The organism is Flavobacterium commune, from assembly GCF_001857965.1.
GTDB lineage: Bacteria > Bacteroidota > Bacteroidia > Flavobacteriales > Flavobacteriaceae > Flavobacterium > Flavobacterium commune.
Map to the genome: position 1 here is coordinate 2,007,005 of NZ_CP017774.1, position 22,869 is coordinate 2,029,873.

At 35.9% G+C, this 22,869-nt stretch carries 20 protein-coding genes, 1 tRNA gene and 1 riboswitch; of the genes, 4 read left to right on the forward strand and 17 right to left on the reverse strand.

Annotated features, from left to right (window positions below):
• Positions 1–22 precede the first annotated feature (22 nt).
• From BIW12_RS08340 to rplM, 12 genes are all read right to left on the reverse strand, one after another.
• Complete coding sequence (locus tag BIW12_RS08340) at positions 23–799, reverse strand: thiazole synthase (protein WP_071184701.1); 777 nt, start codon at positions 797–799, stop codon at positions 23–25.
• Positions 780–1,418, reverse strand: coding sequence for a thiamine phosphate synthase (locus BIW12_RS08345; protein ID WP_071184702.1), 639 nt, complete (start codon positions 1,416–1,418; stop codon positions 780–782). Before BIW12_RS08345 ends, BIW12_RS08340 begins: the two co-directional genes overlap by 20 nt.
• Positions 1,411–2,166, reverse strand: coding sequence for a hydroxymethylpyrimidine/phosphomethylpyrimidine kinase (locus BIW12_RS08350; protein WP_071184703.1), 756 nt, complete (start codon positions 2,164–2,166; stop codon positions 1,411–1,413). The genes BIW12_RS08345 and BIW12_RS08350 overlap by 8 nt, the downstream gene beginning before the upstream one ends.
• Complete coding sequence (locus BIW12_RS08355) at positions 2,139–2,720, reverse strand: thiamine phosphate synthase (protein WP_071184704.1); 582 nt, start codon at positions 2,718–2,720, stop codon at positions 2,139–2,141. Before BIW12_RS08355 ends, BIW12_RS08350 begins: the two co-directional genes overlap by 28 nt.
• A 77-nt stretch (positions 2,721–2,797) precedes the next feature.
• A complete protein-coding gene (gene thiC / locus BIW12_RS08360; RefSeq protein ID WP_071184705.1) occupies positions 2,798–4,621 on the reverse strand; it encodes a phosphomethylpyrimidine synthase ThiC in 1,824 nt (607 codons plus the stop codon).
• A 168-nt stretch (positions 4,622–4,789) separates the two neighbouring features.
• On the reverse strand, positions 4,790–4,996 hold the full coding sequence (gene thiS, locus BIW12_RS08365) for a sulfur carrier protein ThiS (RefSeq protein WP_071184706.1): 207 nt from the start codon (positions 4,994–4,996) through the stop codon (positions 4,790–4,792).
• A 66-nt stretch (positions 4,997–5,062) separates the two neighbouring features.
• Positions 5,063–5,158, reverse strand: a riboswitch (TPP riboswitch).
• Between the two features lie 87 nt (positions 5,159–5,245).
• Entirely contained in the window at positions 5,246–5,809 is a 564-nt protein-coding gene (locus tag BIW12_RS08370) for a DNA-3-methyladenine glycosylase I (protein ID WP_071184707.1), read from the reverse strand.
• A gap of 2 nt (positions 5,810–5,811) precedes the next feature.
• Positions 5,812–6,459 carry a queuosine precursor transporter gene (locus BIW12_RS08375; protein WP_071184708.1) on the reverse strand — a complete coding sequence of 216 codons (648 nt, stop codon included), beginning with the start codon at positions 6,457–6,459 and terminating at the stop codon, positions 5,812–5,814.
• Between the two features lie 138 nt (positions 6,460–6,597).
• Positions 6,598–7,560 carry a translation elongation factor Ts gene (gene tsf, locus BIW12_RS08380; RefSeq protein ID WP_071184709.1) on the reverse strand — a complete coding sequence of 321 codons (963 nt, stop codon included), beginning with the start codon at positions 7,558–7,560 and terminating at the stop codon, positions 6,598–6,600.
• A 129-nt stretch (positions 7,561–7,689) separates the two neighbouring features.
• Complete coding sequence (gene rpsB / locus BIW12_RS08385; RefSeq protein WP_071184710.1) at positions 7,690–8,448, reverse strand: 30S ribosomal protein S2; 759 nt, start codon at positions 8,446–8,448, stop codon at positions 7,690–7,692.
• Positions 8,449–8,619: 171 nt separating this feature from the next.
• Positions 8,620–9,006: a 30S ribosomal protein S9 gene (gene rpsI / locus BIW12_RS08390; RefSeq protein ID WP_071184711.1), complete on the reverse strand. Its 387-nt coding sequence runs from the start codon at positions 9,004–9,006 to the stop codon at positions 8,620–8,622.
• Positions 9,006–9,461: a 50S ribosomal protein L13 gene (gene rplM / locus BIW12_RS08395; protein WP_071184712.1), complete on the reverse strand. Its 456-nt coding sequence runs from the start codon at positions 9,459–9,461 to the stop codon at positions 9,006–9,008. The genes rpsI and rplM overlap by 1 nt, the downstream gene beginning before the upstream one ends.
• 335 nt (positions 9,462–9,796) lie before the next feature.
• On the opposite strand from rplM, the gene BIW12_RS08400 reads away from it, so the two are divergent.
• The gene (locus tag BIW12_RS08400) at positions 9,797–10,849 is read left to right on the forward strand and encodes a LacI family DNA-binding transcriptional regulator (RefSeq protein ID WP_071184713.1); all 1,053 of its coding nucleotides are present in this window, start codon (positions 9,797–9,799) and stop codon (positions 10,847–10,849) included.
• Positions 10,850–10,882: 33 nt separating this feature from the next.
• Here BIW12_RS08400 and BIW12_RS08405 read toward each other — a convergent pair whose 3' ends face one another.
• Together BIW12_RS08405 and polA are read right to left on the reverse strand one after the other, a co-directional pair.
• Positions 10,883–11,905 carry a hypothetical protein gene (locus BIW12_RS08405; protein ID WP_232227066.1) on the reverse strand — a complete coding sequence of 341 codons (1,023 nt, stop codon included), beginning with the start codon at positions 11,903–11,905 and terminating at the stop codon, positions 10,883–10,885.
• A 276-nt stretch (positions 11,906–12,181) separates the two neighbouring features.
• On the reverse strand, positions 12,182–15,040 hold the full coding sequence (gene polA, locus BIW12_RS08410) for a DNA polymerase I (RefSeq protein ID WP_071184714.1): 2,859 nt from the start codon (positions 15,038–15,040) through the stop codon (positions 12,182–12,184).
• Between the two features lie 996 nt (positions 15,041–16,036).
• On the opposite strand from polA, the gene BIW12_RS08415 reads away from it, so the two are divergent.
• Together BIW12_RS08415 and BIW12_RS08420 are read left to right on the forward strand one after the other, a co-directional pair.
• Positions 16,037–17,269, forward strand: coding sequence for a metallophosphoesterase (locus tag BIW12_RS08415; protein ID WP_071184715.1), 1,233 nt, complete (start codon positions 16,037–16,039; stop codon positions 17,267–17,269).
• Positions 17,270–17,344: 75 nt separating this feature from the next.
• Entirely contained in the window at positions 17,345–17,644 is a 300-nt protein-coding gene (locus tag BIW12_RS08420; RefSeq protein WP_071184716.1) for a thioredoxin family protein, read from the forward strand.
• Here the strand turns inward: BIW12_RS08420 and BIW12_RS08425 are convergent.
• Positions 17,641–18,294, reverse strand: a complete 654-nt coding sequence (locus BIW12_RS08425; protein WP_071184717.1) for a polysaccharide deacetylase family protein — start codon at positions 18,292–18,294, stop codon at positions 17,641–17,643. The genes BIW12_RS08420 and BIW12_RS08425 overlap by 4 nt on opposite strands.
• 89 nt (positions 18,295–18,383) lie before the next feature.
• Entirely contained in the window at positions 18,384–21,662 is a 3,279-nt protein-coding gene (locus tag BIW12_RS08430) for a glycosyltransferase family 117 protein (RefSeq protein ID WP_071184718.1), read from the reverse strand.
• A gap of 217 nt (positions 21,663–21,879) precedes the next feature.
• On the opposite strand from BIW12_RS08430, the gene BIW12_RS08435 reads away from it, so the two are divergent.
• Positions 21,880–21,950: transfer RNA gene (locus BIW12_RS08435), tRNA-Gln, on the forward strand.
• Positions 21,951–22,001: 51 nt separating this feature from the next.
• Here BIW12_RS08435 and BIW12_RS08440 read toward each other — a convergent pair.
• The gene (locus tag BIW12_RS08440; RefSeq protein ID WP_071184719.1) at positions 22,002–22,826 is read right to left on the reverse strand and encodes a universal stress protein; all 825 of its coding nucleotides are present in this window, start codon (positions 22,824–22,826) and stop codon (positions 22,002–22,004) included.
• Positions 22,827–22,869: the final 43 nt, after the last annotated feature.

The window sequence follows — 22,869 nt, forward strand, 5'->3', positions numbered from 1 at the left end:
TGCGAACTTTGCGGTTGAAAAATTATTCATATAAAAACGACGTCAATGGACTTGATGCTATTGCATGCGAGTATTGCTGTCCCAGTTTGGCTTCGTAGGCTTTTCTTCCTGCAATTACAGCTTCTTTGAATGCTTCAGCCATCATTTTTGGATTTCCGGCTACTGCAATTGCGGTGTTTACTAAAACGGCATCGGCACCCAGTTCCATAGCTTTGGCAGCATCTGATGGTGCTCCAATTCCCGCATCAATAATCACAGGAACCTTAGATTGTTCGATGATAATTTCCAGGAAATCGATAGTTTTTAGTCCTTTGTTGCTTCCTATTGGTGATCCCAAAGGCATTACAGCTGCTGTTCCGGCATCTTCTAATCTTTTACATAAAACGGGATCGGCGTGGATGTAAGGCAAAACGATAAATCCTAATTTGGCCAACTCCTCGGTGGCTTTCAAGGTTTCGATTGGATCGGGTAGCAGGTATCTTGGGTCGGGATGAATTTCGAGTTTTAACCAATTTGTTTCCAGTGCTTCTCTTGCCAATTGTGCTGCAAAAACGGCTTCCTTAGCATTTCTGGCTCCCGAAGTATTGGGTAATAAATTGATTCTGGGATGTTTTAAATGTGATAAAATAGCATCGGTATCGGTTTCTAAATCGACACGTTTTAAGGCAACCGTAACTAATTCGCTCCCAGAAGCCAAGATAGCTTCTTCCATTTGGAGATTCGAACCAAATTTCCCTGTTCCTAAAAACAAGCGCGATTGCAGTTCTTTATCGCCAATTTTAAACAATGACGTTTCCATATAATTTTTCGTTAAGTTCAGTTATTAATTTTGTTTTGCTATCGCTTTCAGTAATCAAACCTGAAACGGCAATACCATGAATTCCTGTTTTGATGATGGATTCCACATCGTCAGTCAGGATGCCTCCAATAGCATAAATAGGTGTTTTTATTTGTTGCTCTTGCAGCTGACTCAGGATGTTTTGGTAGCCCTCTAATCCTAAAATCGGACTTAATTTTTCTTTGGTTTTTGTGAAACGAAAAGGACCTAAGCCAATATAGTCCGCACCTTGATTGATGTGTTTTTGAATATCCTCAAAAGTATTTGCTGTGCCACCAATGATTTTTTGGTTACCCAGAATTGCTCTTGCATTGGCTATTTTCATGTCGCTTAGTCCTAAATGAACGCCGTCGGCATCAATTTCCAGCACTAGTGGTACATTGTCGTTGATGATAAATGTGGCTGAGTATTGGTTGCACAAGATTTTTACGGCTTCCGCCAAAGTAAATGTATCTTCTGAAGTAGCATTTTTGAAACGCATTTGAATCCATTGACAGCCATGCTCTAAAGCTTGCTGAATGTTGTGCAATTGTGCTTCAATTGTGTTTCCTTGCGATATGTATTGTAAACGCTTATACATAATGATGTCCTAATTGTGATGGGTTTGACAATAAAAAGTTTTCCGTATAATTTTTGCCGTTTTTGCAGGCAGTTAAAAGCTCTTGTTCTAAGGCCAGATTAGCGGTTATAGCTGCCGATAATACACAACCCGAACCGTGTTTTGGATATATTTCAGTGTTTTTTGGCGAAAGCCTGAAAGATTGATTTGGTGTATGCAAATAATCAGTACCAACTTCCGTGGGATGATGTCCTCCTTTTAATAAAATAGAGCAGTTTTTGGATAGTTTTTCAGCAATAAGTTCGACTGATTTTTCCTTGGAATCCAATTTTAAAATTTCATAATAATTGGGTGTTATCAGTTCTATTTCGTTCAACACTGCAATCAAATCGTTTTGATTTTCAATAGTCAAAAAGTCAAATTCAGTAGTAGATCTTAAAACCGTATCCCACACTATTTTGGTTTTTGGCGAAAGCTTTTTTATCGAAAAAACAATCGATTTTAAATAGTCTAATGAAGGAACAATTCCGATTTTTACTGCTTTTACAGGATATTTTTGGAATAATACTTCAATACTTCGCAAAACAAAATCAAGAGCCGTCCATTGCATTTCAAAAAAATCACTCTCGGTTTGAATGGTATTGCCTGTATTAATGGCAAATCCATAAACCCGATGTTGTTCGAATGTTTTGATATCTGCCAAAACTCCTGCGCCGGCTGAAGGATCAAAACCCGCAATGCTTAATACGAAAGGACGATTTGTTGACATGATTCAAAATTTTTAATTGGATTTTCCGTGTTCCAAATGTTTCCTAAAAGAGCAACATCATCAAAGCCTTTTTCTAGAGTTTGTTTAATATTTGCTGCCGAAATTCCTCCCAAAGCCACTGTTTTTGTGTTGAAATTAGTTCTGTTTTTAATTTCTTCGAATAAATTTGTTTTTGGGACATAGTTTTCTTTTGAAATAGAAGGAAAAACAGGACTCAAAAAAGCATAATCAAAATCATCAGACAACACATTAAATTCTTCGATAGAATGTGTTGAAGTAGATACTGTAAAGTCTTCAGATTTTTGAAAGCTGTCAGGTCTATTCGTTGAAGGAAAATGAATCCGGATAACTCCTAAATCTTCCGCCAATTGATGATGACTGTGTAAAACGAGTTTGCTGCGATATTCTAATCCAATAGCAGTTACAAAAGCTTTCATTTCCTCCTCTGAAAAATCAGGTTTTCGAACATGAAACAATTCCAATCCACGCTCGAAAAGAGCATGGATGGTATTGATTTCGTTAGATATCGCTGTTGGATTGGATATTACTATCATTTTAAGTTAGAAGTTAGAGGTGGGAAGTTAGAAGTGAAGTTTTAACTTCCCTCTTCCAACTCCCAGCTTCCCTCTTTTTAGATATAGATTTCTTTTCCTTGCTCAATAAACTCCTCTGATTTCTCCTGCATCCCTTTTTTAGCTTCTTCAACATCGCGGATTTCCTGAGATATTTTCATTGAACAGAATTTTGGGCCACACATAGAACAGAAATGCGCTACTTTAGCTCCGTCAGCAGGTAAGGTTTCATCGTGGAATTCACGGGCTGTATCAGGGTCAAGAGCTAAGTTGAATTGGTCTTCCCAACGGAATTCAAAACGGGCTTTACTCAACGCATTGTCGCGGTATTGTGCTCCAGGATGTCCTTTAGCCAAGTCAGCAGCGTGAGCTGAGATTTTATAGGTGATAACTCCGTCTTTTACGTCTTTTTTGTTTGGTAAGCCAAGGTGTTCTTTTGGTGTAACATAACACAACATTGCACAGCCATACCAGCCAATCATTGCCGCACCAATGGCAGAAGTGATGTGGTCATAACCAGGAGCAATATCGGTAGTTAATGGTCCAAGGGTGTAAAATGGCGCTTCAGAACAGTGCTCTAATTGTTTGTCCATATTCTCTTTAATCATGTGCATTGGTACGTGACCCGGTCCTTCAATAAATACCTGAACATCGTGTTTCCAGGCAATTTTTGTCAGTTCGCCTAAAGTTTCCAATTCGGCAAATTGTGCTGCATCATTCGCATCGGCAATAGAACCCGGGCGTAAACCATCTCCAAGAGAGAAAGCCACATCATATTGTTTCATGATTTCGCAGATTTCTTCAAAATGCGTGTACAAGAAGTTTTCTTTGTGATGAAACAAACACCATTTAGCCATAATCGAACCTCCACGAGATACAATTCCCGTTACACGATTAGCTGTTAAATGAATATATCTTAACAGTACTCCTGCGTGAATAGTGAAATAAGAGACTCCTTGTTCAGCCTGTTCAATCAAAGTATCACGGAAAATTTCCCAAGTTAAATCTTCGGCAATACCGTTTACTTTTTCCAAAGCCTGGTAAATTGGCACCGTCCCAATTGGCACCGGAGAGTTACGGATAATCCATTCTCTGGTTTCGTGGATGTTTTTTCCAGTTGATAAATCCATAATGGTATCAGCTCCCCAACGGCAAGCCCAAACCGCTTTTTCTACTTCTTCTTCGATAGACGAAGTAACGGCACTGTTTCCGATATTAGCATTGATTTTTACCAGGAAGTTACGTCCCACAATCATCGGCTCACTTTCAGGGTGGTTGATGTTGTTAGGGATGATGGCACGTCCTGCTGCAATTTCAGAGCGTACAAATTCAGGAGTGATTTTGCTTTTTGGAGTATTGGCTCCAAAACTATGTCCTGCATGTTGGCATTGCATTGCTTTTTGTGCCGTTTCTAATTGCTCGATGCGTTGGTTTTCACGAATGGCAATGTATTCCATTTCTGGAGTGATAATTCCTTTTTTAGCATAATGCAATTGCGAAACATTCGCTCCTTTTTTAGCACGCATCGGTTTGTGTAAATATTCAAAACGAAGGTGATTTAGTTTTTCATCATTCAAACGTTCTTTACCGTAATTAGAAGTAATTTCGGTTAATTCTTCCACATCATTACGATCCAGAATCCATTGCTCACGGATGCGAGGTAATCCTTTGCGAACATCAATTTCGATATTTGGATCGGTATAAGGACCTGAAGTATCATAAACTGTTACCGGAGGATTTTTCTCCACACCACCTTTAGAAAGTTTAGTGTCGGATAATTTGATTTCGCGCATAGCCACTTTTATCGGGTGGATTTCACCATCTATGTACACTTTGGTCGAATTCGGGAAGGGTTGTCTGGAAATTTGTTCTTCGTTTGTCATATTTTTAATCTTAATGTTATAAAGTCTATTTTGTTATGGTCAATGGCACACGGATAAGGCGGATTCGCTAAAGCGAAGACACAGATTGATACGGGTTTTTAGTTCCTGAGTTGGAATTTATCCAGCTTTAGGACTGAAAACCGACTACTGCAGTCTGCAAACTGAATATTATCCTCCCTGTGTAGCTGAAATAATTAAAATATCGTCAGTTTCGGATAAGTGGTGACTGTCCCAATTGGATTTTGGAATTACGTTACTGTTTACGGCTACAGCAATGCCATTTTGTTTTTGGGGAATTTCAATATCGAGCAAGGCTTGAATGCTTAGCGCATCTGCTTGAAATTGTTTGATTTGATTGTTGATTTTTAGTTCCATTCTCGTATTTTTTTTAATAAAAAATACTTTAGGAATGGCTACAAAGTGCCCAAAAAATGGGACCACGGAAGTCATCTTACTTTTCCCTACGCTAGTATGAACTAGATCAGGTTCAGAGGGTAAAATCTCAGCCTGCTAATGCAGACACCCCTAAAGTGTGTGACAAATGTAATTAAAAAGTTAGAAAAGAGAAGTTAGAAAAGAGAAGTTTAACAATTTTACATTGAATACATCAAAACTGAACACTGCTTACTGATTTCTTGTCCAACATTCTTCTATGTGGTCGTTAACCATTCCGGTTGCCTGCATGTGAGCGTAGACTACGGTGGAACCTACGAACTTGAATCCGCGTTTTTTTAAATCTTTGCTAATAGCATCTGAAAGGGGAGTGGTAGCGGGAACTTCTTTGAGTGATTTTGGGTTGTTGTCGATAGGTTTTCCTTCGGTAAAAGCCCAGATGTATTTGGAAAAACTGCCAAATTCTTCCTGAACTTTCATAAAGGCAAGGGCATTGGAAACGGCAGCACGGATTTTTAACTGGTTGCGGATAATCCCTGGATTGGTCATGAGTTCCTGAATTTTTTCCTCGGAATAAGTAGCGACTTTTTGATAGTCAAATTGGTCAAAAGCTTCGCGAAAATTTTCTCTTTTTGCCAAAACAGTATACCAACTTAAGCCCGCCTGAAAAGTTTCCAAAATTAAAAATTCAAATAAAGTTGGGTCGTCATAAACAGGTGTTCCCCATTCTTCATCATGGTATTTACGGTATAAATCGTCTTTTTCGCACCAGGCGCAACGTGTTTTTGCTTCCATAATTATTTGCTATGAATGTATTTTTCAATCATCGAATGTCCTAAATAGATTAACGGTGTCAATACTATGGCGATTGTTAGTTTGACGAAATAACCTGTAAATGCTGATGCTATATAGTCGGGAGTGGAGATTTTTCCGGTCATCCAAAAGGCAATTCCCAAAACGATAAAACTATCGAAAAGTTGGGAAATGACAGTGGAACCGGTACTTCGGAGCCAAATCATTTTGTTGCCTGTTTTTTGTTTGAAAAAATGAAAAATGGTTACGTCGATTAACTGCGAGACCATAAAGGCAGTAATGCTTCCGACAATAATCCACATACTTTGCCCAAAAACAGCGTGAAATTGTGCGTCGGTCACTAAACCATCGCCTTTGACAGCTGGAATTTTTAAGGCAAAAAACAATAAAACAAAACAATACGAAATCAAGCAGGCGGTAATTAAAGAAAGTTTTCGAACCCCATCTTTTCCAAAATATTCATTGATTAAGTCGGTGGTAAGGAATACAACTGGCCAGGGTAAAATTCCGATACTCATCAAATAAGGGCCAACGTAAATGAGTTTTCCGCCAATCAATTCGGCGACAACAGCATTGGTGATAAAAATTCCGGCGAGTATTACGTAAACAAGGTCTTTTTTGGATTGAAACATATTTAGGGATTTGATTCAACCAAATTTAGTTTCTTTATTTTGAATTTAGGATTTGAACAAAAGTTAAATTCAAAAAAAAATCCCATTTCGTTTTCTCAAACGAGATGGGATTTTGTATAAGTATAAAATCTAGTTAGATTAACCTAAAGTAACTCTTTTGAAACCTGTAATTTCAACATTGAATCCTTTAACGTAATCACCAACTTTTTTACTATCATCTTTGATGAAGTTTTGGTCTAATAACGCTTTTTCTTGGTCTAAAGTAGTGTTGTCAGAAATGAAACGTTGTACTTTTCCAGGAATAATTTTGTCCCAAATTTGCTCTGGTTTACCTTCAGCTTTTAATTCAGCTTTAGCATCTTCTTCAGCTTGTTTGATAACTTCAGGAGTTAATTGAGAGAAAGAGATGTATTTAGGAACATTTTTCAAAGTTTTTCCTAAACGTGCAGCTTCTTCATTGTCTTTTTCTATAACAGCAATACGAGCAGCAAGTTCAGATTCAACGAAAGCTGGATCAAAATCTTTGTAAGATAATGTATCAGCTCCCATAGAAGCAACTTGCATAGAGATGTCTTTAGTTAAAACTTCAGCATTAGCGATTGGAGCAGAAATAGCTGTTAAAGCAGCAATTTTGTTAACGTGAACATAAGATCCAACGAAAGCACCTTCTAAAATTTCGAAACCACCGATCTCGATTTTTTCACCGATAACACCTGTTTGCTCGATTAATTTCTCAGCAACAGTAATTCCGTTGAAATCAGAAGCTAAGAATTCTTCTTTAGAAGAGAAGTTAATTGCTTTTTCTACTAGTTCTTTAGCTAAAGTTACGAAAGCTTCGTTTTTACCTACGAAGTCTGTCTCACAGTTTAAAGTGATGATAGCTCCTTTAGTGTTGTCAGCATTGATGAAAGAAACAGCAGCTCCTTCAGAAGACTCACGGTCAGAACGGTTAGCAGCAACTTTTTGTCCTTTTTCTCTAAGGTTTTGTATTGCTTTGTCGAAATCTCCTTCCGCTTCAACTAGAGCTTTTTTACAGTCCATCATTCCGGCACCTGTAGCTTGTCTTAATTTATTTACGTCTGCAGCAGTAATTGTTGCCATAATATATCTTGTGTTTTAATGTTAAAAGTAAAAATTCCAACCTTCAAATCCCAAATTCCAACGTTATCAGATGGTTAAAAAATCTGATTTTGGAATTTGGAATTTAAAATTTGGAATTTAAAAGTTTATTTATTCTTCAGTTGCAGGAGCAGCTTCAGCAGCCGGAGCTTCTTCAGCTACTTCAACTTCTTTTTCAGAACCTCTTTCAGAAAGTCCTTCGATAACTGATGCAGTTACTAAAGATAAAATTTTCTCAATTGATTTAGAAGCATCGTCATTAGCTGGGATAACGTAATCTACTTCACGTGGATCAGAGTTAGTATCAACCATTGCGAAAACTGGAATGTTTAATTTTTGTGCTTCTTTTATTGCGATGTGCTCAGCTTTGATATCTACTACGAACAATGCAGCTGGAAGTCTAGACATATCAGCGATTGAACCTAAGTTTTTTTCTAATTTAGCACGAAGACGATCTACTTGTAAACGCTCTTTTTTAGATAGAGTGTTGAAAGTACCATCTTTCTTCATTTTATCAATAGAAGACATTTTTTTAACTGCTTTACGGATAGTAACAAAGTTTGTTAACATTCCACCTGGCCATCTTTCAGTGATGTAAGGCATGTTTGCAGCTTTTGCTTTATCAGCAACGATGTCTTTTGCTTGTTTTTTGGTAGCAACAAATAATATTTTTCTACCTGATGCAGCGATTTTTTTCAAAGCTTCGTTAGCTTCTTCGATTTTAGCTGCAGTTTTATATAGGTTGATAATGTGAATACCATTACGCTCCATATAAATGTAAGGAGCCATGTTTGGATCCCATTTTCTAGTCATGTGTCCAAAGTGAACACCTGCTTCTAGTAATTCTTTTACTTCTACTTTGTTTGACATTTTTGTACTAGTTTACGTTCTGTTGAGTAAGCAATGTATAAATGGCGAAATTTCGGCTAAATACATTTAGATGCTAAACTAATTTCCCGACGCATCGGGACAACAACAACATTGTTTAAATTCAATAATAAATTCAATAAAGTCTTGCTCCTGTGAACAAGACAGGCAATATTAACGTTTAGAGAATTGGAATCTCTTACGAGCTTTCTTCTGACCGAATTTCTTACGTTCAACCATTCTTGGGTCTCTAGTTAATAAACCTTCTGGTTTTAAAACACCTCTGTTTTCAGCATTTACTTCACACATTGCGCGAGCGATTGCCATTCTTACAGCTTCTGCCTGACCAGTTACACCACCTCCGTAAACATTTACTTTTACGTCAAAGTTAGATGCGTTTTCTGTCATAGACATTGGTTGCAATACTTTGTACTGTAAAGTAGCTGTAGGGAAATAAGTTGCGAATTCTTTTTTGTTAACAGTGATTACTCCTGTTCCTTCTGAAACATAAACACGTGCAACAGCGGTTTTTCTTCTACCGATTTTGTGAATAACTCCCATTACTTAAGATCGTTTAGGTTAACAGTTCTTGGTTTTTGAGCCGCTTGTTTGTGCTCAGAACCAACAACAACATTTAAATTTCTGAAAAGTTCAGCTCCTAATTTGTTCTTAGGTAACATTCCTTTTACTGCTTTTTCAACTAAAGCTGCAGGGTTTTTAGCTTGCAATACTTTAGCAGTTAAAGTTCTTTGTCCTCCTGGATAACCTGTGTGACGCATGTAAATTTTCTCGTCCATTTTGTTACCTGTAAGGTTGATTTTTTCTGCGTTGATAACAATTACGTTATCTCCACAGTCCACGTGTGGGGTATAGCTTGGCTTGTACTTTCCTCTTAAAATCATAGCGACTTTAGAAGCAAGACGTCCTAAGTTATGACCCTCTGCATCTACAACGATCCACTCTTTAGTAGAGTTTGCCTTTGTAGCTGAAATTGTCTTGTAGCTTAATGCGTTCACAATAAAAATTTTTTAATTAAACATTCCATCCCCAATAAAGGGGTTGCAAAAGTACAATTAATTATTTTAAATACAAATACCTTAAATGAATAATTTTTTCAGGTTTTCTGGCTGATAATCAATCGGATATTTGTGGTGCTCTGAGCTGCTTCTTTTTTGTATTTCTGTAGGTGGCTCAGGTTTTAAAATTATCTTACATTTGATTTGAAAAATAAATTGATTATCTTGCAGTCTTGCGATGTGAGGAATAAGAGAAATAGGATTTATTTTTTAGAGTTAATCTAGTGTTTTTTATTAATTGCATCTATTCTAAAAACGAAGACAATATTATTAATATGAAAGTTAAAGCTACACTTAAACAAATTGCCAAAGAACTTAATGTTTCTGTTTCTACGGTTTCTAAAGCACTGAATGATAGTCCGGAGATTAGTAGTCAGACTAAGGTTAAGATTAAAGAGTATGCTAAACTCAAAAATTACAAGCCTAATATTATAGGTTTGAACTTGAAAAACAGAAAAACTAAAACCATAGGGGTGATTATCCCGAATATTTTGAATTCTTTTTTTGCCAAAGTATTTAGCGGTATCGAAAAAGTAGCTGACGAAAAAGGGTATAATGTTATTACCTGTATTTCGAATGAATCGATAGTAAAAGAAATCAATACATTAGAAATGTTGAGTAATGGAACTACCGATGGTTTTATCTTGTCGGTTTCACAGGAAGCTCAAAAACTCCAGGACTATTCTCATTTTACGGATATTATTAATGAAGGAACGCCAATTGTAATGTTTGACCGCATTGCTGAAGAAGTCGAATGCGATAAAGTAGTGGTAGATGACTATGATTCGGCATTGAATGTAACGCAAAGATTAATCGATACGGGGTGTAAAAACATTGCATTGATTTCTTCTGTAGATGATTTAAGTGTTGGGAAATTAAGAACAGAAGGTTATTTGAAAGCCCTGGCCGATAATGGAATTCCGGTAAACGAAAATATTATTCTTCGCACCAATTCAGAAGATGATATGAAAAAAAGAATTGAAGCTATTTTTGAAAACAATACTATTGATGGTGTTTTTGCTTTAGACGAACGCGATTCGGTTGCGGCTTTGAAAGTTGCTATTAAAAAAGGATATAAAATTCCGGAAGAGTTATCCATCATAGGTTTTGCTGATGGAATTTTAGCTTCCAGACGATTAACACCAAGCTTGAGTACGGTAAGTCAGCATGGAGTTGAGATTGGAGAAGTTGCAGCCAAATTACTCATTGATCGCTTAGAAGCAGATGAAGAAAACGAATTGCCTTATCAAACGGTGGTTATCAAAACCAATCTAAAAGAAAGAGAATCTTCTAAAACGAAAAAAAAATCCATTCTTAAAAATAAATAAGAATGGATTTTTTGTTTTGAATGTTTTTATGTTCTAATTAAAGCTGTATTTAAATTTAGGATTTTTATATTTTTTCAATTTTTCAAACGAAACTAAGAAAGTTTCTTCGCAAGATCCCTTCATTGCATGTGGAAAAGAGGGGGTAAATTCGATACCTTTTTCAGAGTAAATCCAAGTTAAAAAATCCCAACGGTTCAAATCAGTCATGTCACAAGGCTCTTCTTCATTATCTTTTGGTTTTTTAAAATATTGTTGAGCGTTTACTATGGAAAATAGTTTAGGTGCAAAATGATCATGTCTGTACTTCGAGTAGCTGTCAAAACCACTTTCTTTTTCAGTTGTTACACTTTTGTCAAAAGCGATTATATCATCTATTTCATAATTTTTCCCTGTATTTAAATCAATTAAAAAACCTCTAGTTGTATAATCAGGATAAGCCCCTCCGCAAAACCAATTCATGCTTGTTTTAAATCCTAATAAATTGCTGTTTAAAAAAGTTAAAGAGGTTTCATAAGCTATACCTTCTCCGGTATTATATTCAAAACTCGATGAACAATTTAATTGGTCTAGAATATTTTCAATATGTATTTTTTCTAAAACTGGATTGACTTTGTTTTTATTGTTTTCAAGAAAATTATCTCCTAATCTAAAAAAGAGAACGTTACAGTGTTTTTCTGAATACCACTCTATTACTTTGTTTTTATAAGTAGTAGTTTTTTGTTTCTTGAATTCAAGGAATTTCGATTTTACAAGATTTAATTTTTCATCAATATAGTTTTCTGATAAGTCAGATTTGTAATTGGTAAAATCAATTGGAGAAAGCTTGACGGTAAAGGATTTTCCTTTGGCATCCCTCCAGATTCCTTCAAAATTATTGTTAGCTACTTTTTTTAGAATAAATTTTTCTCTGATTGTATCATTGTGCTTTACTGTTAAAGTGAATTCATTGTTCTTAAAAGATCCTTCTAGCGGAATGTCTTTTAATGAGTTTTGGTAAAAATAAATAGCATTGGTATTAGGTTCCTCGGTAGTAGAGCCAAATAGATTTATACTCATATAGATTTTACTTTTTGCCAAAGTACCTTCTAAATAATAGCTTTGATTTTGACAAAACACCAATATGGATTGAAATACAAAAAAACACAGGATTATTTTCTTCATAAATTTAGGATTGCTAATGTTAGCTTGCATTCTGTAATAGGAATAGGCTTAACGAAGATACTCAAAGAGGTACAAAAGTGCGCTAAATTTCGCATATTTTTGTACCTCTTAGTGAAATAAAGTCTATTCCGGATTACTGCTACTGCATTCTAAATTCTGCAATCTAAAATATTAATGCGCTTCCAGCCAGTTTTTCCCCATTCCTAAATCGACAACTAGAGGAACTTCTAATTTAAAAGCATTTTCCATTTCGGCTTTAATCATCGGTTGGATTTTTTCTAATTCTGAGTTGTGTACATCAAACACAAGTTCATCATGTACTTGCAATAACATTTTCGATTTCCATCCCGAACCATCGGGATTCGGCGAAGTCAACTTGTTATGAATGTTAATCATTGCAATTTTGATAATATCAGCCGCTGAACCTTGAATAGGTGCATTTACTGCATTACGTTCGGCACCACCGCGAACAATAGCATTTTGCGAATTGATGTCTTTTAAATACCTGCGACGTCCTAAAACCGTTTGCACATAACCATGATCTCGGGCAAAATCAATTTGATCGCCGATATACGATTTCAACCTTGGATACGATTTGTAATAAGCTTCAATCAGTTCGGCGCTTTCAGAACGGGAAAGATTCGTCTGATTCGAAAGTCCAAAAGCCGAAACCCCATAAATAATCCCGAAGTTAACCGTTTTAGCATGACTACGTTGTTCGCGTGTCACTTCTTCTAAAGGCACATTGAAAACCTTAGAAGCAGTCGATTTATGAATGTCTTCATTGTTTTGGAAAGCCTTAATCATGTTTTCTTCGCCACTCAAAGCAGCAATTACACGCAATTCTATTTGAGAATAATCCGCAGAAACCAAGGTGTAATTTTCATCACGAGCAATAAATGCTTTACGAATCAATCGCCCTCTTTCAGTACGAATAGGAATGTTTTGTAAGTTCGGATTATTAGAACTCAAACGTCCTGTTGCTGCTACGGTTTGCATATAATCGGTATGCACGCGTCCTGTTTTTGTGTCAACCTGGTTTGGTAAAGCGTCAATATAAGTACTTTGTAATTTCACCATTTGGCGCCATTCGAGAATGTCACGTACAATTTCGTTGTCATTGGCTAGATAAGATAAAACCTCTTCGCCAGTAGCATATTGTCCTGTTTTGGTTTTCTTTTGTTTGGCACCGCCAATTTTTAATTTGTCAAATAAAATATCGCCGAGTTGTTTTGGCGAAGCCAGATTGAATTTCTCACCGGCAGTTTCATATATTTTTTGTTCCAGGGCATTGCTTTCGGCAGCCATTTCCACTGACATGCTTTTCAAAAACGGAACATCAAGTTTGATTCCTTCGGTTTCCATAGCTGCAAGAACAGGAATTAACGGAATTTCGATTTCGTCAAATAGTTTTTGAGTGGCTGTTTTTTCCAGTTCTACGGCAAATAATTCTTTCAATTGAAAGGTAACATCGGCATCTTCGGCAGCATATTCTTTGATATCTTCCAAAGCTACTTCGCGCATCGATTTCTGATTCTTCCCTTTTTTACCAATTAAATCTTCAATGGATTTTGGCGAATATTTCAAATAAGTCTCCGATAAAATATCCATATTATGACGCATATCAGGATTAATCAAATAATGCGCAATCATGGTGTCGAATAATTTTCCGGCTACGCGAATGCTATAATTGGCCAGTATTTTTAAATCGTATTTGATGTTTTGACCAATTTTTTCAATTTCCGCATTTTCGAAAAACGGAATGAATTTTTCTGCCAGAGCTTTGGCTTCGTCCTGATTTTCGGGAAAGGGAACGTAAAATCCTTTTCCTTTTTCGTAAGAAAATGAGATTCCAACCAGTTCTGCATGCAAAGCATCCAATCCTGTTGTTTCGGTATCAAAGCAAACGGAAGTCTGTTTTTGTAAATTTTGCAATAACAATTTAATTCCTAAATCGCCTTGAATGATTTGGTAAGAATGCGGCGTGTTTTCCAGGGTATTGTAAAACTGATGATGAGTTACTTCAGTATCTTGCGCCGGAGTGGTGGCCGAAAACAAATCAAACTGGTCTTCGTTTTTAGGCTGTGGTTTTTTATATAGTTTAGCGTCAGGTTCCGTGCTTTGAGGGCTGCTTTCTCCAGTAGCTTTTGGTTTGAAAATGGCATCAAATTGTTCGGCCATTCTTCTAAATTCGAGTTCGTTGAATAAAGCATCCGTTTTTTCTACATCAGGAGTCGAAAGTTCATAGTCTTTTTCACAAAAAGTTACTGGACAATCCAGCAGAATAGTCGCTAGTTTTTTAGACAACAATCCCAGTTCGGCATTGGCTTCAATTTTATCTTTGATGGCTCCTTTGAGTTGGTGGGTGTTAGCCAATAAATTTTCGATAGAGCCATATTCAGCAAGGAATTTTTTAGCTGTTTTTTCTCCCACACCCGGTAATCCAGGGATATTATCGGCCGAGTCGCCCATCATTCCTAAGTAGTCAATAACCTGCTCGGGTCTTTCGATTTCAAATTTTTCCAATACTTCAGGGATTCCCCAAATTTCGATTCCGTTACCCATACGGGCGGGTTTGTACATAAAAATGTTTTCCGAAACCAATTGGGCAAAATCCTTATCAGGTGTAACCATAAAGACTTTGTAGTTTTCTTTTTCAGCTTGTTTGGCAATTGTCCCAATTAAATCGTCGGCTTCATAACCCGGCACTTCAATAATCGGAATGTGCATAGCGTTCAATAAGGCTTGGATATAAGGAACGGCAATCTTGATGGCTTCGGGTGTCGCATCACGATTGGCTTTGTATTCTGGAAACCATTCGTTGCGCAAATCGCTGCCGCCTTTGTCAAAAGCTACCGCCAGATGATCCGGCTTTTCGCGCTTAATCACATCCATCAGTGAATTCATAAATCCCATAATGGCCGATGTATCCATGCCCTTAGAGTTGATTCTTGGATTTTTAATAAAGGCATAATAACCTCTAAAAATTAAAGCATAGGCATCGAGTAGAAAAAGACGTTTTTGTGACATTGAAGTGTAAATTGAATTTAAAATGTAAAAATATAGAATTCAATTTACTTTATGATTATTTCTAATTGCTTTGTTGGGATTGGATATTTCGTAAACTGAGATGTTTTTGCGGATTTTAAAAAGTCAAACTTATTAACATTTATAAAAACCAAATTTTAGACATGTTCTTTAATTGTTGGCTTTTTACAAAATAGATCACTTATTTTTGTAATAATTAGCTTTTTTATTTTGGCGAATGATTTTTACTTATGTTAATAAGATTCTTTTTGTTGTAGAATACTTATGATTAAATTTGAAATATGAAAGTGATGGAATATCTATCTTCCATCAAAAACAAAAACCGAAGCGGTAACTTCGGTTTCTGAGTGATAGAACAATTAAGTCTAACAATTAATTTTCACGCGAAATGAAAATATTTTATTTGCTATATGGAGCATTTGTAATGTTTTATTTAACCAAACTGCTGAAAGAGATAAGAAAGCTAATTTATGTAATTAAACATTAATCTCTTTATTATAGACCCATCTGCTGGCGCAGGTGGGTTTTTGTTTGTTTTTTAACTACAAATATACATTAATCAATGTGTTTTCTTTACAGTTTTCGGTAATTAATTATGAACAAGTATTTTGAAAAACTGCTGTATACTACTTGAAAAAAAAACTCAAAATTGTTGGATGGAAATTTACTGTCATGTCGTTTCTCAAATATATGCTAATTAATTTTTTTTATGTTTTTAGATTTTTTATATTTTTTTTTAAAAATATTCTTACAAATTTTATTGTGAAATTGAATCATTCTTTTTAGCCCTGATCGCAGCGGCATCCTCTTGTCTCGTTTTTTGGGACGAGACAAGAGATAAAGCGGAGAGCAGGAGGAGACGTTATTAAATGTTTTATGGTTCTGCTCCAAAAAAAATAATAGTATCAAGTTAAAATTTAATTAAGTTGTTCTTAATTAAGCGGTAGATGTTGTTATTTTGTGTAAAAATGTATTACAATGGGGTTTAGGTTGTTGTTTTTTATTATTGTATTGTTAGTTGTTGAAGTCTATGCTTTTCAGGCTGTTAAGACTAACGTTAAGGATAAATGGTTTTTAGTCGGTTATAGTTTGCTGAGTTTGGCTATTTTGGTTTATATCGTTTATGGTTTTTTTAGCTTTGACCGTTCGGTGGGGCAAACTAAGTTTACACTGTTTACAATGGGGTTAATGCTGGTGGTTTATCTGCCTAAGATGGTGTTAGCTGTTGTGTTGTTACTGGAAGATGTTTTTAGAATAGGTGCGGGAGTGCTTAATTATTTTACAGAAAATGACAATGAGAGTTTTCTGGATTCCAGGCGAAAATTTGTTAGCCAAATTGGATTAGGTCTGGCTGCCATTCCGTTCTTGTCATTACTTTATGGTGTAACCATTGGAAAATACAATTATAAGGTAATTAAACAGCGTATCTTTTTTCCTGATTTGCCTGATGCTTTTGATGGTTTTACGATCACTCAAATTTCGGATGTGCATTCGGGAAGTTTTGATAATCCGGAGAAGATTAATTATGCTATTGATTTGATTAATGAGCAAAATTCGGATATGATTTTGTTTACCGGTGATATTGTGAATACGCATGCTAAGGAGATGCACCCTTGGATTGAAACTTTTAATCGAATTAAAAAACCGCAATATGGTAAGTTTTCGGTTTTGGGGAATCATGATTATGGCGAATATGTGGCTTGGCCTTCGGAATCTGAAAAAAGTCAAAATTTCAAAGAGATTAAAGATTTGTACGGTCAGATTGGTTTTAGTTTATTGCTAAATGAACATACCATTATTCAAAAAGGAGAAGATCGAATAGCTGTTGTGGGAGTTGAAAACTGGGGGCATAATTTTAAGAAAGCAGGCGATTTGAACAAGGCATCTGAGGCTTTGAATGACAAAGATTTTAAAATTTTGATGAGTCACGACCCGAGCCATTGGGATCATGAAGTTAAAAATCACCAAAAGAATTTTCATTTAACTTTTTCAGGACACACACACGGAATGCAGTTTGGTATAGAGATTCCCGGTTATTTCAAGTGGAGTTTGGCACAATATGTCTATGCGCAATGGGCTGGTTTGTATGAGCATTTAGGGCGTTATGTGTATGTAAATAGGGGTTTTGGCTTTCATGCTTACCCTGGCAGAGTAGGAATTATGCCTGAAATTACAGTTATTGAACTAAAAAAAGGAGAGAAAGTAGCATAATTCGTTAAAAATGCTACATTTGTATCAAAGAAACGCGATTTTTTATTAGATTTAAAAAAAATAATTCGTTGGTTTATGTCAAAATTTGGAGAACTTATAAGTGCAAAAGTGCCTGTGTTGATTGATTTTTACACAGACTGGAATGAATCTTCTGTTGCTATGCACGAGGTGATTAGAGATGTTGCAGCTGCCTTAGGAGATAAAGCAAAGGTGATAAAAATTGATGTTGATAAAAATCAAGAGCTTGCTGACGCATTACGAATTAAAGGTTTGCCTACTTTGATGGTGTATAAAGACGGTCAGATGGTTTGGAGAAAATCAGGAGAATTAGATGCTAATTCTTTGATTACCATTGTGCAGGAATTGCTGGTTTAGTCTTTTATAGCTTCGAATGAAAAGTGATTCTCCGTTAAATACCGGAGTGCTTTAGGGAGTACATATTCCAGATTTTTAAATGCTTTTACACTGTCGTGAAATACTATGATACTTCCCGATGTAGTGTTAGATAATACATTGTTTAAGCATTCTTCTTTAGAAATGTTTTGGTCAAAATCGGCACTCAAAACATCCCACATGATTATCTTATAGCCTTGTTGTCTGAGCTTTTTAGCCTGGGCGACTTTTACTTTTCCATAAGGAGGTCTGAAGATTTTAGATTTCAGATCTTTGATTTCAGACTTCAGATTTGAAATAGCATTTTCGCAGGCTTCTATATTTTCTAAATATTCTTGAGATGTGGTTTTCCATCCATTCAGGTGATTGTAGGTGTGGTTGCCTATGCTGTGTCCTTTTTCAAGGATTTGATTAAAGATTTCGGGATTTGCTGCAATGTTTTTGCCGATGCAAAAAAAAGTGGCTTTGGCGTTGTATTGTTCTAATTGATTCAAAACCCAATTGGTGATTTCGGGTGTGGGACCATCATCAAAAGTGAGGTAGATTTTCTTTTCGTTATTAGGAATGTCCCAAATGAAATTAGAAAATAGCATTTTGATGATAGGGTTGGTTTTAATCCAGTAGGGTTTCATTTGAGTTTTGTTTGATATTAAAGATAAAAAAAATGTAGCAATCCTTTTGTGTTGGGATTGCTACATTTTTTTATAAAATAAATTGTTTGTTATTCTTTATCACGTCCAAAACGTTCGAAAATATCAATATAAGTATTGAAAGTTGCCCGGTTTTTTTGGAAGAAAGCGGTGTCGTTATTTTTCTTCATTACGTCCAGTAAGGCTCTGTATCGCTCAATATCAGTAACAATATCTATCGCTATGTCCGATTGGTCAGAAGCGCTCATTTTGCTGTAGTAATTTAGATTTTCTTTGTACTTGCCTATTAATTTAGTAAGTAGTTCATGTGCTTTTGCTTTTTCACCTACCTGGTAATAGTTATTTGCAAATGGTTCCAGTAAAGAATAGTAGCCAAATTTGTCAATTGGCATTTTTTGCATAGCCAGATTGATTACTTTTTTAGCCTTGTCTATTTTATTTTCTTTAATTAATTGATCCGTCAATCGAGAAAGATTGGTCCTGTAGGTGATACTTTCTCTACGGGTTTCCGGATCGTGGTATATATCACCATCGCTATTGCCCCAATCCCATTTCATGATGATGTTGTACATTTTATCAGCATCAATTTGTCCCATTTCCATAGGGTTTCCGTCTTTAGGAATGGTAGTTTTTACAGGGACTAATTTGTAAACCATACCGTCAAGTTGCAGGTAGTCTTTCATCCATAAATATTCTTCGTCTTCAAAAGCCCCGCCGCTAAAATAGATTGGTCTTTTCCAGTTGTTGTTAGCAACTAAATCCAGCATCATCAGTCGGTTTTTGTATAAGGCACTTCCTTGGATGTCAATATCAATATAAGGAACGATAGAATCGTAATCTTTCTCTGCAACCATTTTGCTTTTGATGATAGCGTTTTTGTCCACCGGAATTCTAACCTGATTTGTTGGGTAGAAATGGATGGTTTGTCCGTTCTGCATATCAACAGTAGATTTAGGGTGTTTTATAAAATCCATAAAACTTTTTACAGTCCATCGGCTTTTTATTTTTGGAATACTTACTACATAATCCAGTTTATCACCTACATATTGATCGTGAGTAAACGAAATAGGGAGTGGTTCTGATTCATAGGTTTTTGATTTCATTTGGTCAATGTACCAGTCTGTCATAAAAAGACTAGTGTTGACAATTTTTATGTCAGTTCTGATACCTTCAATTTCCTGAGCATACCATAAAGGGAAAGTGTCATTGTCTCCAATGGTAAATAAAATAGCATCCTTGTCGCAAGAGTTTAAGTAGGCTTTAGCCATAGCAAGAGCCGTATATTTGTCTGAGCGGTCGTGGTCGTCCCAGTTTTGTGCAGCCATTAATACAGGAGCTGTCAATAAAGAAGCTGCTATGATAACCGGTCCGGCAATTTTTGGGTTTAGATATTTTTTGGCGCTTTCGTATAATGAATAAACGCCTAATCCAATCCAGATGGCAAAAACATAGAAGGAGCCTACTAAGGCGTAGTCTCTTTCTCGTGGTTCAAAAGGTCTTTCGTTTAAGTAGATTTTTAATGCTATTCCTGTAAAAAGAAATAAAATAGTTAAAACATAAAAGCTTTTTAAGTTTTTGCTGGCATGGTGCATTAGTCCGATAAGTCCCAGAATAAAAGGAATGAAATAATAAACATTACGGCCTTTATTGTTTAAGGCATCGGTAGGCAGATTGTCCTGAGAACCTAAATGAATCTCATCTATAAATGGTATTCCGCTTAGCCAGTTTCCGTCCTGATTGTCGTATCTTCCCTGATTGTCGCTTTGACGGCCTACGAAATTCCACATTAAATATCTCCAATACATATACCCAAATTGATATTCGACCATGAAACTAAGATTGTCAGTCATGGTAGGTTTTTCAATGATTAGGTAATCGCTGTAGCTTCTTAAGAATTTTACATAGCCTTCGTTGTCTATTTGTTTTTGAGCATAAGCTTGCCTGAATTCAGTGATTGTTTTTTCTACCTCATTCTTTAATTGAGCAATGGCACGGTTGTAATCTTCTTCAGAAAGTTTGCTCGCATCCACTCCATATCTGGCTAAATCATTTTCATAAGGATAGTTTGGGTTGATGCTAAATTGTGGAGGGTTTGTAAAATTGATATAATTTTCAATATTACTTGTGCTCCACATTCTTGGTAAAAACGATTTTTGAGCGTCATCACTGTTTTGTTCGGCGTTTTTATAATTATTTACAATAACATATTTTCCTGTTTTGTAATCTCTCTCGTAGTTAGGAGCTTTGTCACGATAAGGATTTTCAGGGTCTAGTCCTGCAAAGGCTTCGGTGTATTGAGGTCCGTAAAACAATGGGTTGGAGCCGTATTGTTCGCGGTTGTAATACGCTAATACTTCTCGGGCATCCGAAGGTCTGTTTTCGTTAATAATGACATTGGCATTGGCGCGAATTGGCAACATTAACCAGGTTGAGAAACCAATTAGTATAAATAATATGCAAAGTATTAAGGTGTTGTAAGTTATTAAACCTTTGTTTTTGGTGTATTTTAATCCAAAATAAAAAGCAGCAATTAATGCTAAGGCAGCAAGTATGGTTCCTGAATCAAAAGGCATTCCAAGGCTGTTAACGGTAAAAACTTCTGTTTTGGCAAAAAAAGCCATGGTTAAAGGGAGTAGTAATTTGAAAATAAATAATAAAACAGATACAACTACTACATTGGCAATAATAAAGTTCTTAATGGTTATGGTTTTGTAATTTTTAAAATAATACAGAAACCCTATTGCCGGGATAGTTAATAATGCCATAAAGTGTACACCAAACGATAAACCGGTTACTAAACAGATAATTAGTAGCCATTTGTTGCCTCTTGGTTTATCCATGTCTTGCTCCCAACGCAATCCAAGCCAGAAAAGTAAAGCAATAAGCAGGGATGCCATGGCGTAAACTTCGGCTTCCACGGCGTTGTACCAAAAACTATCGGAAAAAGTATAAGCTAAAGCACCTACAAGTGAACTTCCCAGAATTGCAATGTCATTACTTTTGTTGGCTTCTTCATCCTTATTTACAATTTTTCTCAAAATCATGGTAGAAGACCAAAACATAAAAAGAATAGTAAAAGCACTGGAGAAAACAGAAGTCATGTTGACCATTAACGCAACATGTTGTGCACTGGCAGCAAACATTGCAAAAAAGGCGCCAATCATTTGGAATAAAGGAGCTCCCGGTGGGTGACCTACCTCTAGTTTTGCTGCTGTGGCTATATACTCCCCACAGTCCCAAAAGCTCATTGTAGGTTCAACAGTAAGAGAATAGGTTATTAATGCGATTCCAAAAGCAATCCATCCTATGATAGTATTCCATTTTTTGAAATTGAAAGACTCCTTGTTCATGTAGTAAAATTTAGTTAATTTTTTCGAGTTACAAAGAAAATGTTTTTTTACTTAAGGTTATAGGCATTAACAAAATTTTCTACAAAACAATTAGGTTTTTTAAGGTGTTGATTTTGAGGTAGATTTTGATTTTGTGAATTTTTTTTCGAAAAAATATCAAAAAAAATTTGCGTAAACTGAAAAACGTTGTAAATTTGCACTCGCAATAAAGCACTGCTGGTCTATGGTGTAATGGTAACACAACTGTTTTTGGTGCAGTCTTTCTAGGTTCGAGTCCTAGTAGACCAACATAAAAGTCCCGATTTTATCGGGACTTTTTTTATGCAATAAACTTTCGTTTTATATTTTTAATACTAAGAGTGGTTTGGAGGCGTGATTGGCTAAATCTTCACTGATGCTTCCGGTGAAAAAATGAGAAAGACCAGTTCTTCCGTGTGTGCAGAGGCTGATTAAATCGGCATTTATGTCTTTGGCAAAATGGATAATGCCTTTTTCTATGTTTACGTCATTGTAGATATTGAATGAGTAATTTTTTATTTCAAATTCGCTGATGAACTTTTTTGCAATTTTGTTGGCAATGGCTGTTGTTTTAAAGCTGTTTGGAGTACATACAGTTACCAGATTTAGTTTAGCGTCAAAAGAATTAGCGAAATCCAGGATTTTTTGAAACGGTTTTCTTATCTCTTCTGAAAAATCGGAAGCAAAAACAATGTTTTCAGGGTTGAAGTTGTTGATTTCTTCCTTAATAACAATTACAGGTGCTGGGGATAATCGGACTACTTTTTCGGTATTTGAGCCTAATATGAGTTCTTCGATTCCTGATACGCCATTGGAACCCATTACAACTAAGTCAATTTCTTCTTTATTGATGAAGGAAAGGATTCCGTGAGAGGCTTTTTCCAGCTGAATAAAATCAATTACGGTGAGTTCTTTAAGGTAGTTTTTTTCTTTAATGAACTGCATTTTTTCTTTTGCTTTTTGTAAAAACAGCATGATTTCCGGTATTGCAGCTCCGCCGGTTATAGCGTCATTCATTTGACTTGGAATTTCAAGCATGTGTAAAAGATGAATTTCGCAATTGTTCTTTCGGGCTATTTGAGCGGCTACTTTTAGAGCGTTTTCGGCTCGTGTTGAGAAATCGGTAGGGACAAGAATTCGTTTCATGGTTTTGTTCTTTGGAGGAGGTTAGGATTTGGTTTTTAAAGTA